General features: G+C 67.4%; 15 protein-coding genes. 5 read left to right on the top strand and 10 right to left on the bottom strand.

What is annotated here, in order from left to right; translation table 11 throughout:
• Positions 1 to 756 carry an ABC transporter permease gene (locus ACVT6V_RS25740; RefSeq protein WP_489896909.1) on the bottom strand — a complete coding sequence of 252 codons (756 nt, stop codon included), beginning with the start codon at positions 754 to 756 and terminating at the stop codon, positions 1 to 3.
• A 188-nt stretch (positions 757 to 944) separates the two neighbouring features.
• Between ACVT6V_RS25740 and ACVT6V_RS25735 the strand changes: the two genes are divergently transcribed.
• From ACVT6V_RS25735 to ACVT6V_RS25725, 3 genes are read left to right on the top strand one after another with little or no spacing between them, the layout of a single operon-like run.
• The gene (locus ACVT6V_RS25735; RefSeq protein ID WP_489896908.1) at positions 945 to 1,967 is read left to right on the top strand and encodes an alpha/beta hydrolase family protein; all 1,023 of its coding nucleotides are present in this window, start codon (positions 945 to 947) and stop codon (positions 1,965 to 1,967) included.
• 21 nt (positions 1,968 to 1,988) lie between these two features.
• On the top strand, positions 1,989 to 2,711 hold the full coding sequence (locus ACVT6V_RS25730) for a VTT domain-containing protein (RefSeq protein ID WP_489896907.1): 723 nt from the start codon (positions 1,989 to 1,991) through the stop codon (positions 2,709 to 2,711).
• 33 nt (positions 2,712 to 2,744) lie between these two features.
• Positions 2,745 to 4,409 carry an ABC-F family ATP-binding cassette domain-containing protein gene (locus tag ACVT6V_RS25725; protein WP_489896906.1) on the top strand — a complete coding sequence of 555 codons (1,665 nt, stop codon included), beginning with the start codon at positions 2,745 to 2,747 and terminating at the stop codon, positions 4,407 to 4,409.
• A gap of 28 nt (positions 4,410 to 4,437) precedes the next feature.
• On the opposite strand, the gene ACVT6V_RS25720 is transcribed toward ACVT6V_RS25725, so the two are convergent.
• The 5 genes from ACVT6V_RS25720 to ACVT6V_RS25700 all read right to left on the bottom strand — a co-directional run bounded on the left by ACVT6V_RS25720 (position 4,438) and on the right by ACVT6V_RS25700 (position 6,957).
• The gene (locus ACVT6V_RS25720) at positions 4,438 to 4,701 is read right to left on the bottom strand and encodes a hypothetical protein (protein ID WP_489896905.1); all 264 of its coding nucleotides are present in this window, start codon (positions 4,699 to 4,701) and stop codon (positions 4,438 to 4,440) included.
• On the bottom strand, positions 4,698 to 4,913 hold the full coding sequence (locus tag ACVT6V_RS25715; RefSeq protein ID WP_489896904.1) for a hypothetical protein: 216 nt from the start codon (positions 4,911 to 4,913) through the stop codon (positions 4,698 to 4,700). The genes ACVT6V_RS25720 and ACVT6V_RS25715 overlap by 4 nt, the downstream gene beginning before the upstream one ends.
• Positions 4,914 to 4,960: 47 nt before the next feature.
• Positions 4,961 to 5,767: a COG4705 family protein gene (locus ACVT6V_RS25710; RefSeq protein ID WP_489896903.1), complete on the bottom strand. Its 807-nt coding sequence runs from the start codon at positions 5,765 to 5,767 to the stop codon at positions 4,961 to 4,963.
• On the bottom strand, positions 5,754 to 6,470 hold the full coding sequence (locus tag ACVT6V_RS25705) for a phosphatase PAP2 family protein (protein ID WP_489896902.1): 717 nt from the start codon (positions 6,468 to 6,470) through the stop codon (positions 5,754 to 5,756). The genes ACVT6V_RS25710 and ACVT6V_RS25705 overlap by 14 nt, the downstream gene beginning before the upstream one ends.
• Positions 6,471 to 6,618: 148 nt before the next feature.
• A complete protein-coding gene (locus ACVT6V_RS25700) occupies positions 6,619 to 6,957 on the bottom strand; it encodes a hypothetical protein (protein ID WP_489896901.1) in 339 nt (112 codons plus the stop codon).
• Between the two features lie 135 nt (positions 6,958 to 7,092).
• Between ACVT6V_RS25700 and ACVT6V_RS25695 the strand changes: the two genes are divergently transcribed.
• Positions 7,093 to 8,490 carry a sensor histidine kinase gene (locus ACVT6V_RS25695; RefSeq protein WP_489896900.1) on the top strand — a complete coding sequence of 466 codons (1,398 nt, stop codon included), beginning with the start codon at positions 7,093 to 7,095 and terminating at the stop codon, positions 8,488 to 8,490.
• Positions 8,491 to 8,493: 3 nt separating this feature from the next.
• On the opposite strand, the gene ACVT6V_RS25690 is transcribed toward ACVT6V_RS25695, so the two are convergent.
• Positions 8,494 to 9,174, bottom strand: a complete 681-nt coding sequence (locus tag ACVT6V_RS25690) for a response regulator transcription factor (RefSeq protein WP_489896899.1) — start codon at positions 9,172 to 9,174, stop codon at positions 8,494 to 8,496.
• A 151-nt stretch (positions 9,175 to 9,325) separates the two neighbouring features.
• Entirely contained in the window at positions 9,326 to 9,991 is a 666-nt protein-coding gene (locus tag ACVT6V_RS25685; protein ID WP_489896898.1) for a DUF5134 domain-containing protein, read from the bottom strand.
• Positions 9,992 to 10,399: 408 nt separating this feature from the next.
• On the opposite strand from ACVT6V_RS25685, the gene ACVT6V_RS25680 reads away from it, so the two are divergent.
• Complete coding sequence (locus ACVT6V_RS25680) at positions 10,400 to 12,391, top strand: cytochrome c oxidase assembly protein (protein ID WP_489896897.1); 1,992 nt, start codon at positions 10,400 to 10,402, stop codon at positions 12,389 to 12,391.
• Between the two features lie 46 nt (positions 12,392 to 12,437).
• Here the strand turns inward: ACVT6V_RS25680 and ACVT6V_RS25675 are convergent, their stop codons facing one another.
• The gene (locus ACVT6V_RS25675) at positions 12,438 to 12,860 is read right to left on the bottom strand and encodes a hypothetical protein (RefSeq protein ID WP_489896896.1); all 423 of its coding nucleotides are present in this window, start codon (positions 12,858 to 12,860) and stop codon (positions 12,438 to 12,440) included.
• Entirely contained in the window at positions 12,857 to 15,175 is a 2,319-nt protein-coding gene (locus ACVT6V_RS25670) for a heavy metal translocating P-type ATPase (protein ID WP_489896895.1), read from the bottom strand. The genes ACVT6V_RS25675 and ACVT6V_RS25670 overlap by 4 nt, the downstream gene beginning before the upstream one ends.
• Positions 15,176 to 15,278: the final 103 nt, after the last annotated feature.

Here is a 15,278-nt window from a genome sequence, read left to right as displayed (position 1 = left end):
TCACAAGAGATCTCGGGCGACCATCTCCGTGGTGACCACCACCGCGATGGCACTGACCGCGAGTAGGGAGATGAGTACGAACAACTGCATGACCGCAGCGGCGGTCGTCGACGCGCCACCGAGCACCATTCCGACAAACGCCCCGGGGATCGTCACCAGACCCACCGAGCGCGTCTGATCGATGCCCGGGACCAGTGCGGTCGCGGCGGCGGGGCGGCAGATCTCCACGCGCGCATCATGCGGCGCGAGCCCCAGCGACAGCGCTGCCTCGACCTCCCCACGCCTGGTGGCCAATTCATCGTGTGCACGGCGTCCGGCCAGCGACGTGGTGTTCATGGCGCCGCCGAACATGATTCCCGCCGTGGGGATCACGGCCAGCCCGCTCGCCGGGAGCACGCCGATCAGTACCAGGACGCTCACGATGACGATGGTCGCGGCCGCGACCGGTAGCAGGCAACGTGCCGACTCACGGACCGTTCCACGTCGACTGGTGACCCGGCCCGCGGACGTCGCGGCGGCGACGCACGCCATCACGACGACGAAGAGCGCGGATGCCCACATCGTCTGGATCACCACACCCAACACCGCGGCCAGTGCCGCCAACTGCACCACCGCGCGCACGGTGGCGACGACGGCCTCTCGCGCGTGACCCGTTCGGCCCGCATGATTCACCGCGACGGCGAGTATGGCGAGTACCACGACCACCACGGCCAGTGTCGGCCCGATCCGGACGACGGCATCACCAACAGAACTCACCCGACCATCATCGCGTGCCGGCCGGATTCCGGGGCGCGCTTGGACCGAGTGACACCACCTGGCGTCACTCAGTGCTTCCTCAGCGCGGTCGGCGCAGAATGGTCCGGTGAGCGGCGGACGTCGGTCACCGGGACAAGTGAATCCGCATGCGGCATCGGGTCGTCGGCGGAGGCAGTCAGGAGAACGCCATGCCACGTGACTCGTCGGATGGGCGGGCACCGCGGGTTGTGGTCCTCGTCCTGCTCGCCGTTGTTCTCGCCGCGGTCGCTCTGCTCACCGGTTGCTCGGCGGCGTCGCCACGGTCGCAGGCCCCCGTCGGTGCGAACGAGGCGGTCTGGACGAACCGCGGCGTTGGGCAACACACGATCACACCCATCCGGCTCGAATATCCGACGACCGGCACCGCCGATCCCACCCAGAACCATGGCGACCTCTATCTGCCGGATCGGCCACCGGCACGGTCGGGGATCCCGCTGCTGGTGTTGTTTCACGGTGGCGGCTGGCGGCATTCGCAGGATGGGCCGGCCGGCATGCTGCCGCTCGCCAGGACCTTGGTCGGTGACGGCTTCGCGGTCTTCAACGTCGAGTATCGCCAGATCGGTTCCGGCGGCGGCTGGCCGACGACCCTCACCGATGCCCGTGACGCCGCCGACTTCGCCCAGACATTGCGCACCCGGTATCCCGCGCTCGCCGGGGGGCCGACCGTGTTGATCGGTCACAGCGCAGGTGGGCAGCTGGCGGTGTGGGCATCCGAGCATCAACCGCATCCGCCACAGTTGGTGATCTCGATCGCCGGCCCGCTGGACATGACGTATGCGGCGTTGCACGGCGATCACAACGTTCGCCTGTTCCTGGGTGGTGCGCCGCAACAGGAGGCCGCGCGATACGCGCTCGCCGATCCCAGCCGGTCCCGCTGTGTGCGCAGCCCGATCCTGATGTTGCAGGGCACCCGGGATCGGGTGGTGCCGATCGGCGTGGCCCGACACTACCTCGAGGACGTCGCGGGCCCCGGCCACCCGACGATGATCGAGGTCGCCGGTGCCACCCACACGTCGCTGATCACCCCCGGGCGCACCGGTTTCCTCGAGGTCGTGACGGCCATCGAGCAAGCAACCGAGAAACTATCGTCATCTGCGGGCTCAGCGAGCGGAGCGGGCCGGGCGACGACCGTTGCGTCGTGTGTGAACCTCAACTCAGCGATCTCTCAGTGACCACTCCTTACTGTCGGCGAAGTGAACCATTTCTCCTCGGCCGCAACGGTCGTCCAGGCCGGCGCCCTTCCCGGATTCCTCGATCCCGTCACACTGCTCGGCTACTTCGGGACGTGGGCGCTGGCCGGTTTGCTGGTGGTGATCCTGGTGGAGTCGGGCATCCTGTTCCCACTGCTGCCCGGAGACTCGTTGCTCTTTGTCGCGGGCATGGTCATCGCAGCGGGCGGCAAAGACCAGGTGCCCGCATTCGCGTCGCTGTGGCAGGTACTGCTCCTGGCGCCGTTGGCTGCCGCCCTGGGCGCCGAAGTCGGTTACGCCATCGGACGAACCGTGGGGACACGATGGTTCCGACCGGAGAATCGCATCCTCAAACAGCGCTACGTCGATGAGGCGCACCAATTCTTCGATCGCCACGGTCCGGTGACCGTCTTTCTTGCCCGATTCGTTCCCATCGTTCGAACGATCACTCCGATCGTCGCGGGCGCGGCCGGGATGCGTCATCGAAGCTTCCTGACCTACAACGTCCTCGGCGCCGTGGTGTGGGCCTGTGGTGTCACGATGCTGGGGTACTGGCTGGGACAGTTCACGATCGTGCAGAAGCTGATCGAACCGATCTTCGTGGTCATCGTGGTCATCTCCATCCTGCCCATGGTGTGGACAGCGATCTCCCGGCGTCGTCAGGCGGCAGCACCGTCGGATCAGGCGTCCGCGCCGGAACCGGGAGCCGAAGTAGCACGTCCCTGACGTCCGAGCGCGTCGGAGTGCGACGATTGACCGATGACCGCAACCCTCGTCGCCAAAGACGTCGCAGGCGGATTCGCCCACCGCACCCTGTTCGACCACCTTGATCTGACTGTTGCGCCCGGCGACGTCATCGGTGTCGTCGGCGCCAACGGTGCAGGCAAGACGACGTTGCTGCGCATTCTGGCGGGTGATCTCGAGCCGCTCGAGGGATCGGTGTCGCTGGCACCATCCGACGCCTTCGTCGGATGGCTGCCCCAGGAGCATGAGCGGGTGCCGGGCGAGACCGTCGGTGCCTACGTGGCGCGCCGAACGGGTTGCGCGCAGGCGACCCGGGCGATGGATGAGGCCGCAGCGGTGCTGGCCGATCCACCGCCGAACCCCGGCGGCGTCGACCCGGCCGACGCCTACGCATCGACCCTGGACCATTGGCTCGCGACCGGCGCCGCGGACCTCGATGAGCGGCTGCCGGCGGTGCTCGCCGACCTCGGCCTCGACGACGGACGAGTGCGACCCGAGGCGACTCCGATGACTGCGCTGTCCGGTGGGCAGGCGGCGCGCGTCGGGTTGGCCGCACTGCTGTGTTCACAGTTCGATGTCGTGCTTCTCGACGAGCCGACCAACGATCTCGACCTCGACGGTCTGGCGCGTCTGGAGGATGTGATCGGCGGCCTGCGGGGTGGCGTCGTCCTGGTCAGTCACGATCGAGAGTTTCTGGCACGCAGCGTGACCCGGGTCCTCGAACTCGACCTGGCGCAGCACAGCAACACCATCTACGGCGGCGGCTACGAGAGCTATCTCGAGGAACGGGAGATCGCCCGCCAACACAAGCGTGCCGAGTACGAGGAGTTCGCCGAGAAGAAGGCCGATCTGGTGGCCCGGGCGCGCACCCAACGCGAATGGTCGAGCCAAGGTGTGCGCAACGCGATGCGCAAAGCTCCCGACAACGACAAGATCCGCCGGCGCGCGGCCACCGAGTCGAGCGAGAAGCAGGCACAGAAGGTCCGCCAGATGGAGAGTCGGATCGCACGACTCGACGAGGTTGCCGAACCGCGGAAGGAATGGGTACTCGAGTTCACCATCGGTGCCGCGCCCCGAGCGAGTTCGGTGGTCGCAACACTCAACGATGCCGTTGTGCGTCAAGGCGATTTCGTTCTCGGTCCGGTGTCGCTGCAGGTGAACGCCGGCGACCGTATCGGTATCACCGGCCCGAACGGCGCCGGGAAGTCGACACTTCTGAGGTTGCTGCTCGGTCGGGTCGAACCAGACGCGGGCAGCGCCGCCCTCGGCGCGAGTGTCGCCGTCGGCGAGATCGACCAGGCGCGCGCCCACTTCACCGGTTCACAACCGCTGACCGACCGATTCGAGCAACTCATGCCGGACTGGTCCACGGCCGACGTGCGGACGCTGCTGGCGAAATTCGGTCTTCGCGCGGATCACGTCGCACGGCCGGTCGACGCCTTGTCCCCGGGCGAACGGACCCGGGCCGGGCTCGCCCTGCTCCAGGCGCGTGGCACCAATGTCCTCGTCCTCGACGAGCCGACCAACCACCTCGACCTACCGGCGATCGAGCAGCTCGAGCAGGCGCTCGATTCCTACGACGGTGCGCTGCTGCTGGTCACCCACGATCGCCGCATGGTGGACAACGTCCGCCTGGATCGACGGTGGGACGTCGATGGTGGGCAGGTCATCGAGCGCTGATGTCCGGCGGCGCCGAAAGTCGGCGAGGTCAGGGTGTTTCCGTCGTCGGTGTCGGTGTCGGTGTCGCCGGGTGGTGCTGCCGAGGTGGTAGACGACGTGAGTCGAGCCAGGATTCGCCAACCGTGACAGCGGACCCCAGGTGATGTTCGCGCAGCCACACCGTCGTCTTGGTCCCCGGTGAGCCGTGACCGGGAGCACCCAGCGCACGACTGTACGACGCGGCCGTCGCGAACACGCCGATCGCGACGAGGACGGCAACAGCGATCATGACGACGCCGGCGCCCGTCTTCATCGGTCACTCCGCGACCTCGGTGGCCCCTGGGTCAGAGCCGCGGACAGCCTGGAGCAGACGGAGACGACGACCGATGTCGTGACGGCAGCGATGAGCAGCGCGTGTGGCGACACGGACAGATGTGCCGGCACGCGGGCGGACGCGCTCATCGCCCACAGCAGCGTCAGGACGAACGTCGTGGCCGCGGCCGACGCCGTCAGCGACGCTGCCATGCGCACGGACAGTGCCTGCGGTCGTATCGAAGCCGGGTGAGGGAGCGTCATGCGAGTACCGGCTGTGTGACATCGTGTTGCTCGATCCGATCCACCTTGGTCATGCTCAGATATGCCACCAGCACAACCATCACGATCAGGAACACCGCATTGGTGACCGTGGTGCCGATGCCGAGCCCACCCGCGTCCGTCGGTTGGGTGATCAGATCGCCCAACGACGCGCCCAACGGCCGGGTGACGATGTAGGCCGCCCAGAACGCGACGACGGCGTTGAGGCGTAATCCGTAGTGAGCCGCCGCGATCAGGGCGATCACACCGGCGAAGATCACGAGAGAGGTCAGGTAGCCGAGCGCCAATTTCTCCGAGATCAAATCTCCGACAGCGGTTCCGAGGGCGAAGGTGACGAGAATCGTCAACCAGTAGAAGGCCTCTCGGCGCCTGCTGCGGATGGAATGGATGGACAGTGTTCCTTCGACCGCGTACCAGACGACGAAGACGATCACGAGAGCAACGGCGAACACCGATGTCGAGACCGCGAGTGGCACACCGAGGTTGTCGGTCAGGTTGTCGGTGATCAGCGTGCCGGTGACGCTGATGAGCAGCACGGTCCACCAGTAGAGCGCGGGGATATAGCGGTTGACCCAGAACTGCGCGACGAGTGTGACCACCAGCAGGGCGACGGCGACCGCGGTGGTCGATTGCAGTCCCAGGCGCAGTGTCATGTTGACGAAGTCCGCGGCGGTCTCGCCGACGGTGGTCGCCAGAATCTTGATGATCCAGAAATAGATCGTGACCTCGGGCACCTTGCTCAACACTCGGCGGGCCCGGTCACGGGCGACATCATCGATGGACACGGGTGGGTGTTCTCCTCGTCGCGAGTGGGCCGGGGGCGACCCAGGTTTGTAGCCGGTCGGGTGTCCACTGCCGGGCCTTGTCGAGTCCGGCAGCGACCAGATCGGGGAGCACCAGCGCCGCGGCGGTGCCGACGGCGAAGGCCGCGATGACATCGGAGGCCCAATGAACTCCGAGGTACAGGCGGGTTGCGGCGGCAAACAGCGTGATCGCGGCGGCGGCGGCAAGCGCCCACCGACGCACAGCGGGTGATGCAGTCGCCGTTGCGACGACCGCGATCGTGATGGTCAGTGCACTCGTTCCGGTGACGTGGCCGGATGGATAGGAATAGGTCATCTCCGGGATCGACCGGTGGTAGATCATCGGGGGTCGCGGGCGAGCCACCACGAGCTTGACGATCTCGGTGACCACTGCGGCGGCCGCCACGGTGGCCACGACCGCGATGGCGCGGCTGAGCGTACGGTCCCGGATTGCGAAGACTGCGGCCGCGATGAACGCCCAGACTGCGATCATGACCGGGCCGAAGCAGTCGGAGATCACCGACACCACCGCGAAGGAGGTGGTGTTGCGATGGGCGACCATCCAGTCCATCACGGAGTGGTCGATCGCGAATGGTCCGCCGTCATAGGCGAGTGCGACGCCGACGACACACACCACCACCAACAGCGCAGCCGCCGACGCCCGTCGGCCCAGATACGGTGACATGCTCACATGGTGTTCCGTTGTTGCTTAGTGGACGCTGAGTCCGGCACCGACGCACGTCACGGGGCCGCAGCCGCCAAGGTCTCGACGGCGGAGGATGGTGATCCGACCGGCGATTCCGGCCTGAGCTCACTGCGGCTCCCGGACATCGTCAGTGCGCCGCGTCGGGTGTGTCGCCGGGCTCGGGGAGGTCGGGTCGGCCGGGGACGTCGGGTTGGTCGGCGGTCTGATCGGGCGTGTCACCGGCTTCGGGGAGGTCGGGTCGGCCGGCGACGTCGGGTTGGTCGGCGGTCTGGTCCGGCGTGTCGCCGGGTTCTGGGCGGTCGGTCGACGATGTGGTCGAAGCATGCTCCCGGTTGTGGCCGGTGACGGCATGGGCGACACCGAAGCCGGCGCCGGTGGCCAGGACGGCGACCAGACCTGCTCCCACTGCGGCCTTCCGGAGTCGTCGCGAACGAGTTGTGTTGTGGCCGGCGGTGTGACGAAGCATCTCAATTCTCCCTTGATGTACCGATCGCCCGAATCGGCGATCACGTCACACACTCGTCCCGACGCACTGTGACGATCCTTGGTCCAGCTGAGTGGCTGGTGTACACGACGACGTCGAGCGCGTTAGGGTTCCCCCGTGCCCGACCGATCAGCTGCGATCTACCAGCGAATACGTCGGCGGCTACGTCCCGTGCGGACGAGATTGACACTGGTGGCCACCGGATTGGTCACGCTCGCACTCGCGATCGCAGCGGTGCTGATGGTGGTGGCGCTGCACCACATCCTGCTCCGCTCCGCCGAGGCGGCGACCTCTGCTCGCGCAGAACAGATCGCCGAACCCCTGGCACAGGAAGGCCTACGCGGAATCGACCCGTCGCTGTTGACGACCGCGCAGAACGTCGCAGTGATCCAGGTCTTCGACAAATCGGGAACCATCCGACTCAGCAACGACGACAGCTACGACCAGCCGATGGTGCCGACAATGGCGCCAGGAACGCAACAGGCGGTGCATGGCGCACACGCCACGGTCGGCTCCGATGAGGAATACCAGGCCACGGCGCTCGGTGTGATGACCCCGGACGGTGCACTGACGGTCGGCGTCGGCGCTCCCGAAGGCCCCATCAACGCGACCCTGGTGATCGTGGCGATCCTGTGCTGCATCATGTTCCCGATCATCGTGATCGGCATGGCGGTGCTGACATACTTTTTCGTCGGCCGAACCCTTCGGCCGGTCGACGACATCCGCCGACGCGTCGAGGAGATCACCGGCGGCGACCTGACCCAGCGTGTTCCGGTGCCCAACTCCGGGGATGAGATCGCCACGTTGGCGACGACCATGAACGAGATGTTGAGCCGGATCGAATCCGCGCGGGCACGGCAGCTCCGATTCGTCAACGACGCGTCGCACGAGATCAACAGTCCGCTGACCACACTGGTTGGGCTGCTTGATCTCTCGCGGGTCAAACATCAGCCGATCGATCCCGACACCGTCGAGGGGGTGATGATGCCCGAAGCCCTGCGCCTGCAGGACATGGTGGCCGACCTGCTCCTGCTGGCCAGAGCCGATGAGAGCGGTGTCCCGCTTCGCCTGGCCGACGTCAATCTCGACGAGATCGTCAGCGCGGAGGTCGCACGGCTGGAGGCGGTCACCGACTACACGATCGAGGCCCACATCGTCGCGGTCCGGGTGCGCGGAGACGAGGAGAAATTGGGGCGGGCCCTGCGCAACATCGCCGACAACGCCTTGCGCCACACCCGGAACACGATCACGTTCGAGATGAGCGCGGACCCCACCACGCAGACCGCCACGATCGTCGTGTCCGACAACGGGTCAGGGATCCCGGACGCCGAGAAGACTCGCGTGACGGAGCGTTTCGTGCGGCTCGACACGGCTCGCGGGCGATCGCAGGGCGGGTCGGGCCTGGGCCTGTCGATCGTCACCGAAATCGTTCGCGCACACCACGGCACGGTGATCGTCACCGACTCGCCCGACGGTGGGGCCCGCGTCGGGTTCAGCCTTCCCGCGGAACTGTGATCGTCAGCCGCCGCCGTCGGTCGCCAGCCGATATCCCACGCCGCGGACGGTCTCGATGGCCTTGCAGTCGAATGGAGTGTCGATGCGGCGCCTCAGGTAGCTGACATAGACCTCGACGACATTCTCGTCGCCCCGGTAGTTGATATCCCAGACGGAGTCGAGGATCTCGGTCTTGGTGACGACTTCCCCTTTGTGGCGCATCAGGAACTCGAGGACCCCGAATTCCCTCGGTGTCAGACTCACCTCGACGTCACCGCGGCAGACGACGTGACGGGCCGGGTCGAGCGACAGGCTCCCCGCTGTCAGGATGACCGGTCGTTCCGGCGCGCCTCGTCGGGCCAGCGCGCGGAGCCGGGCGACGAACACGACGAACGAGAACGGTTTGGTCAGATAGTCATCGGCGCCGACGTCGAACGCATCGGCCTGATCGTATTCGCCGTCCTTCGCCGTCAGCATCAACACCGGGGTCCAGACGCCGGCTGCGCGCATCCGGCGGACGACCTCGTATCCGTTGAGGCCGGGCATCATGATGTCGAGGACGACGACATCGAACTTCTCGGGCGTGGCCCGTTCGAGGCCGGCTGTCCCGTCGTGTGCCACGGCCACCACCCAGCCCTCGGCAACCAGCATCCGCCGCACCGTCTCCGCGACGCTGTGGTCGTCGTCCACCACGAGAATGCGCATGGCCACTAATGTCTCCCGAACCGATCGTGCCGCGACAGCGCAACACGGGTGTGTTCCGCTCCCGACCCACGATCCGCGAACGACGCTGAAGGGTTGCTGAGCGAGGTGATCACTCGCACCGAGCGGCGTGGCGCCTGACCGGTGACGCCTCTCAGGCCATGACGAAGAACATGATCGCCATACCGGTCGCCATGAACACCTGCGACAGCTCGCCGCTGTGGGTGAGCAGCGCCGACGCCCGGTCCTCGCGGTCGCCGGCGAGGCGGCGCCGACTGACGTACAGATACAGCCACACCAGAGCTGCCAGCACGAAGACGGCTCCCAGGATCAGGTCGACCGGCGTCACATAGCCCGGTCGGGCGGTGTGAACGCCCGTGCCGTACATGCCACCGTGCGGCATGTCCATGCCGGGCATCGACGAGTCCGCCCCGTGCATTCCGTCGGCGGGCGTGATCTCGTCGTCGGAACCGGGCAACAGCGTTCCGTTCATCGCCGCATACATCCACGCCATCGCCCCCATCATGACCGCGTGGTACAGGTGGGCCACCTGTTCGGCCGGCCCGCCGGCGAATGCGATCGCGGCGATCAGGAACCACACGCCGGCAACGACGAAGAACACCATCGGACCCGTGGTGGGCCACTCCATGCTGAACGGCCAGGCCATGACGAGCATGGCCACCGACATGATCAGATGCAGCACGTGACTCAGCACGCCTGACCACCGCATCCGATGCGTCACCAGCGAATACAGGAACTCGGCGATGGCGAGCGCGAAGAGGACGGTGACCACCCAGCGCAGCGCGAGGTCGGTGATCACGGGGTCGCCACGCGTCCGACCGCACCCAGGGACGGCCTCTCACCGAGGGTGGTGGCCGGACGCGTCCAGATGACGGTCCCGGTGCGGGGTGAGGTTTCCGACGACCGGGTTTCGAGGGGCCGGGTCGCATGCGGCTGCGACGCCGCGGGCGGCGAACTGGCGGTCACGTCGAGAAACTCCGTTTCGTCGAATTGGTGAAAGTGTGGGCTCGGCGGCTCCCGGAGGAAAGCTCCGGAGCAGCCTGATATCTGAGTAGTCGTCTCGGATGTTCGGCTGGTTCCCGCGTATGCCGATCGCAGCTGTGAGCTGTCTCTCGTTTTTCGCGACGACGACCTACGGTCGTACAGTTGGCGTCGAACGCCGGCCGTCCCGGGCGGAGCGATCCGCCCGACAACCGCTCAGGATTTCATGATCGACACAGCTTCACGTCGCCGCGGGGCCGCTGCCCCTGCCGCGGTGGTCGGGATCAGCATCGTCGCGGGTGTCGTCGCTCTCGTGGGCTACGCCATCGTTTCGGGGACGACACGGTTCCACGAGACCGGCGACGGCTTCCCGGGCTGGCTGACCGCAGTCGCAACACCCACCGGTTACTTTCTGACCACGGTGCTCACCGCGATCACGATCGGCTCACTCGTGTACGTCACGATCTGCTCGCGACCGGACTCCGACGGCATGATCGGCGTGGAGACCTTCCGCGCCCATCGCGTGATCGAACGAGCAGCTCCGGCGTGGCTGGTCGGCTCGTTGCTGATGGTCGTCGTGACCGCGGCCGATCGGTCCGGGGTGCCGATCCACACGCTGCTCGCCACGCCGGGTGCGCTGTCGCTGATCGAGACCTCCGAGCAGGCCGTCGGATGGATCGTCAGTGCGTGCTGCGCGCTGCTGATCGCGATCGTCGCCCGGACGACCCTGTCGTGGACCAGCCATGCGCTTCTGCTGATCCCGGGTTTCATCGCCGCGGTTGCGTTGCCCGTCGCGGGTAACGCCGGTCAGGGTCCGAACCACGACTTCACGACGACCGCGGCGATCATGTTCGCGTCTGCGGTATCCGTGCTGATCGGTGTCAGGGTGGCGACGGCACTCACCCTCGGCCGTGACACCCCGGAGGTCGATCGCCTGCCGACGCTGCGCCGGGTGGCCGCGTCGCTGGTGGTGCTGGACGTCTGCGCGGTCGTCTACGGGATGGTCCTGCTCGGTTTCCTGGTGCCGCTGGGTGACCTGACCGGCAGCGCCTACGGTCGCTGGGCGCTGCTCGCCGCCGCGGCCGTGGTGCTCGGACTAGTCGTCGACGTCCGGTTGCTCGCCCGGTCCCGTCGTGCCGAAGCGATGCCGGCCGGGTCACTGCTGCTGATTCAGATGGGTGTCGTGGCCGCGGTGACGCTGCAGGCGGCGATCGCAGGTATGGCGACGCGCACGGCCCCGGCGCTGCTCGCTCACCAGTTCACCGTGTGGGATGTCTTCCTCGGCTATGAACTCCCCGACCCGCCGTCAGTGGCGCGGCTGGCGTTCATGTGGCGCCTCGACCTCTTCATCGGTGTGGGGGCCGTCGCGATGGCCGCTCTCTACGCGTTCGGCGTGTGGTGGCTGCACCGGCGCGGCATCGGGTGGGAATGGCCGCGGACCGTCTCCTGGATGCTCGGCTGCGCCTCGCTGCTCGTGGTCACGTCGTCCGGTGTCCGTACCTATGGGATGGCGATGTTCAGCGTCCACATGGCCGAACACATGGCACTCAACATGTTCATCCCGGTACTGCTCGTCCTCGGTGCGCCGGTCACCCTGGCTCTGCGGGCGTTGCCGACCGCCGGTGCGGAGAATCTGCCGGGACCTCGCGAGTGGATCGTGTGGCTGGTGCATTCACGGTTCACGCACATCCTCAGCAACCCGATCGTGGCGATACTGATCTTCGTGATCTCGCTGTACGGCGTCTACTTCACGTCGCTGTTCGACACGCTCGCGCGATACCACTGGGGTCACGACCTGATGAGCGTGCACTTCCTCATCACCGGGTACCTCTTCTACTGGATCATCATCGGCATCGACCCCGGCCCCAAACGGCTGCCGTGGCTCGGCCGGTTGGGTCTGCTCTTCGCGATCATGCCGTTCCACGCGTTCTTCGGCATCGCGACGATGACGATGAACTCGATCATCGGGGGCACCTTCTACACCTACCTGGGCCTTCCTTGGCTCGACGACCTGACCCGCGACCAGTTCGTGGGCGGCGCCATCGCGTGGGGTGCGAGCGAGGTGCCGGCACTGCTCGTCGTGGTGGCGCTCGTCAATCAGTGGGCCAAGTCGGACCGGCGGACGGCGCGGCGCAAGGACCGGCGTGCGGACAACTTCGCCGACGACGAGCTGACCGCCTACAACCGGATGCTCGCCGAGCTCTCCCGCGACCGCTGACCGGGCCGTTCTCACCCGGGGGAAGAACCCACAGAGCCGGCCGGGCTCAGCGGAGCGCGAGCTTGACTGCCGCTTCGTACTGGGTGCGCTGGTCCTCGGGTGTGCCGTCCGGGAACGTCACCACGACGTCGAGGATCTGAAAGGAGCTCAGGTCGCCGCCAGCGTAGATCTCGGCGCGGCCGGTCGTCGGGAAGTGCAGGATGGTCAGCTGGTCGGCGGCCTCGGCCGAGGTGCAGCCCGCCGACGGGCACAGCTGGTCGGTCGCGTCGTGGCGACCGGTGACGGGTAGTTGCTGCGCGGCGACGGCGTCCATCACCTTGTCGAGCGGAACCGGATCGATGGTGTTGTCGACCATCGAGCCGCTCGGCTGGGTCGGTGTCGTCGTGGGCTCGGCGCAGCCGGCGACCCCGAATGCGCACACTCCGACGACCGCCAGCAGCAGCGCGCGTACGTGGTTCCTCTGCGTCACAGCCCTACCTCCACATCTCGGGCCGCGACGGGATCGTCGATCGGCCGGGCCCCATCGTTGCCGGTCCATTCCTCGCCGGCGGCGAACCGTCGCAGCCGCAGGCTGTTCGACACCACGAAGAACGACGAGAACGCCATCGCCGCACCGGCGATGAGCGGATTGAGCAGCCCCGCCGCCGCGATCGGGATCGCCGCGACGTTGTAGCCGAAAGCCCAGATCATGTTGGTGCGAATGGTGTTCCGGGTCGCGCGCGCCAGGCCCAGTGCCTCGACCACACTCCGCAGGTCATGACGGACCAGGATGATGTCGGCGGCCGCGATGGCGACGTCGGTGCCGCGTCCGATCGCCAGACCCAGGTCGGCGGTGACGAGTGCGGGTGCGTCGTTGATGCCGTCACCGACCATCGCGACCACCCGGCCCTCCTCGCGCAGCCGTTCGATGCAGTGGACCTTCTCGTCGGGCAGCACTTCGGCGAAGACCTCGTCGATGCCGACCTGCTCGGCGACGGCGCGCGCCGCCTCGGCATTGTCACCGGTGACCAGCAAGGTGCGCAGGCCGAGCGCGCGCAGTTCGGCAATGGTGTCCGCGGCGCCGGCCTTCACGGTGTCGGCCACCGCGATCGCGCCACACACTTCGCCGTCGATCGCCACGTAGACGACGGTGTGGCCGACGGACTCCGCGTCGCGACAGGCGCGGGCGACGTCGGTCGGCACCATCGCGTCGCTCGAGACCCAGCGCGGCGAACCCACCTGCACGCGGCGGCCGTCGATCACGCCTGACACACCCTTGCCGGGTTCGGCGACGAACTCGGTCACCGAAGCGATGTCGCCGGTGTCGGCAGCGGCGGCGATGGCCTTGGCGACGGCGTGTTCCGAGGCGGTCTCGACGGTCGCGGCCGCACGCAGGACGGCGTCACGGTCGTGGCCTGCGGCGACCGATACCGACACGATGTCGAGGGCACCATTGGTGAGGGTGCCGGTCTTGTCGAAGACGACCGTGTCGACCTCGCGGGAGGCGTCGAGCGCCTGGTGTCCCTTGAGGAAGATGCCGAGTTGGGCACCGCGACCCGACGCGACCATGAGCGCGGTCGGGGTCGCCAGGCCCAGCGCGCACGGACAGGCGATCACCAGGACCGCGAGCCCGGCGCCGACGGCGTTGTCGACGTCGCCGTCGGCGATCAGCCACGCGATCACGGTTCCGATGGCGATGGCGATGACGATGGGGACGAACACGGTGGCGATGCGATCGGCCAGTCGTTGGATGTCGGCCTTGGTGCTCTGCGCCTGCTCGACCAGCCGCAGCATCGCCGCGAACCGGGTGTCGTCGCCGACGCGAGCCGCCTGCACCACCAGTCGGCCGTTGAGTGAGACGGTGCCGCTGATCACGGCGTCGCCCTCGTCCACATCGGTCGGGCGGGACTCGCCGGTCATCGCGCTCATGTCGATGGCCGACGACCCCGAGATCACCAGTCCGTCAGCCGCGATGGTCTCGCCCGGGCGGACCAGGAAGCGTTGACCTTCCTTGAGTTCGCCGACGGGGATGCGCATCTGTGAACCGTCCGGCAGCAGTACCGCGACGTCCTTGGCGCCGAACGCGGCCAGTGCCCGCAACGCCCCGCCGGCGCGGGACCGTGCGCGGGCCTCGAAGTACCGCCCGGCGAGCACGAACACCGTGACGCCGGCGGCCACCTCGAGATAGATCGAGTCACTGCCCAGGATCGCCTGCCACACGCCGACGTCCCCGACGTCGGCCCTCTCGCCGAACATCGACCACAGTGACCACCCGGTGGCCGCCACGATGCCGATGCTGATCAGCGTCTCCATGGACAGCGCGCCGACCCGCAGGTTGCGCACGGCGACCCGGTAGAACGGCCACGCACACCACGTCACCACCGGCGCCGCGAGTGCGATGAGTATCCACTGCCAGCCGGCGATCCGGGTGGCCGGCACGGTCGCGAACATGATCGACAGATCTGCCAGCGGGATGAACAGCAGCAGTGCCACGACCATCCTGCGGAAGATGTCCTGGGCGTAGCGCATGTCGGGATCGTCGTCGGGATCGATCGGGCCGGAGACCCGCGGGCGGGCCGAGTAGCCGGCCTTGTCGACGACGGCGCACAAGTCGTCGGCGACCAGTTCCCGCGGCGCATCGATCGTCGCGACCCGGGTCGCATAGTTGACCGACGCGCGGACACCGTCGACCTTGTTGAGCTTGCGTTCCACTCTCGCCGCACACGCTCCGCACGTCATCCCCGAGACCTCGAGTTCGACCCGGTTCTCATCCGGGTCCACCGTCGTCGGCGTGAACGATGTCACACTGCCTCCCAAACACTCACTCCTGCCGACTCATGGGTCGGAACCCATCCTCACCGGAGTGGTCGCACCGATCGGCCGGTCAGTTCCCGCCGCCGGCGGGCGG

This window comes from Gordonia sp. LMA167, from assembly GCF_058130025.1.
This window is presented reverse-complemented; position numbering and strand designations above follow the sequence as displayed.

What these genes read in the sequence shown, in the direction of transcription:
- ACVT6V_RS25735 (WP_489896908.1), top strand. Translation starts at nt 945, where the DNA reads ATGCCACGTGACTCGTCGGATGGGCGGGCACCGCGGGTTGTGGTCCTC.
- ACVT6V_RS25725 (WP_489896906.1), top strand. Translation starts at nt 2,745, where the DNA reads ATGACCGCAACCCTCGTCGCCAAAGACGTCGCAGGCGGATTCGCCCAC.
- ACVT6V_RS25720 (WP_489896905.1), bottom strand. Translation starts at nt 4,701, where the DNA reads ATGAAGACGGGCGCCGGCGTCGTCATGATCGCTGTTGCCGTCCTCGTC.
- ACVT6V_RS25715 (WP_489896904.1), bottom strand. Translation starts at nt 4,913, where the DNA reads ATGGCAGCGTCGCTGACGGCGTCGGCCGCGGCCACGACGTTCGTCCTG.
- ACVT6V_RS25705 (WP_489896902.1), bottom strand. Translation starts at nt 6,470, where the DNA reads ATGTCACCGTATCTGGGCCGACGGGCGTCGGCGGCTGCGCTGTTGGTG.
- ACVT6V_RS25700 (WP_489896901.1), bottom strand. Translation starts at nt 6,957, where the DNA reads ATGCTTCGTCACACCGCCGGCCACAACACAACTCGTTCGCGACGACTC.
- ACVT6V_RS25690 (WP_489896899.1), bottom strand. Translation starts at nt 9,174, where the DNA reads ATGCGCATTCTCGTGGTGGACGACGACCACAGCGTCGCGGAGACGGTG.
- ACVT6V_RS25680 (WP_489896897.1), top strand. Translation starts at nt 10,400, where the DNA reads ATGATCGACACAGCTTCACGTCGCCGCGGGGCCGCTGCCCCTGCCGCG.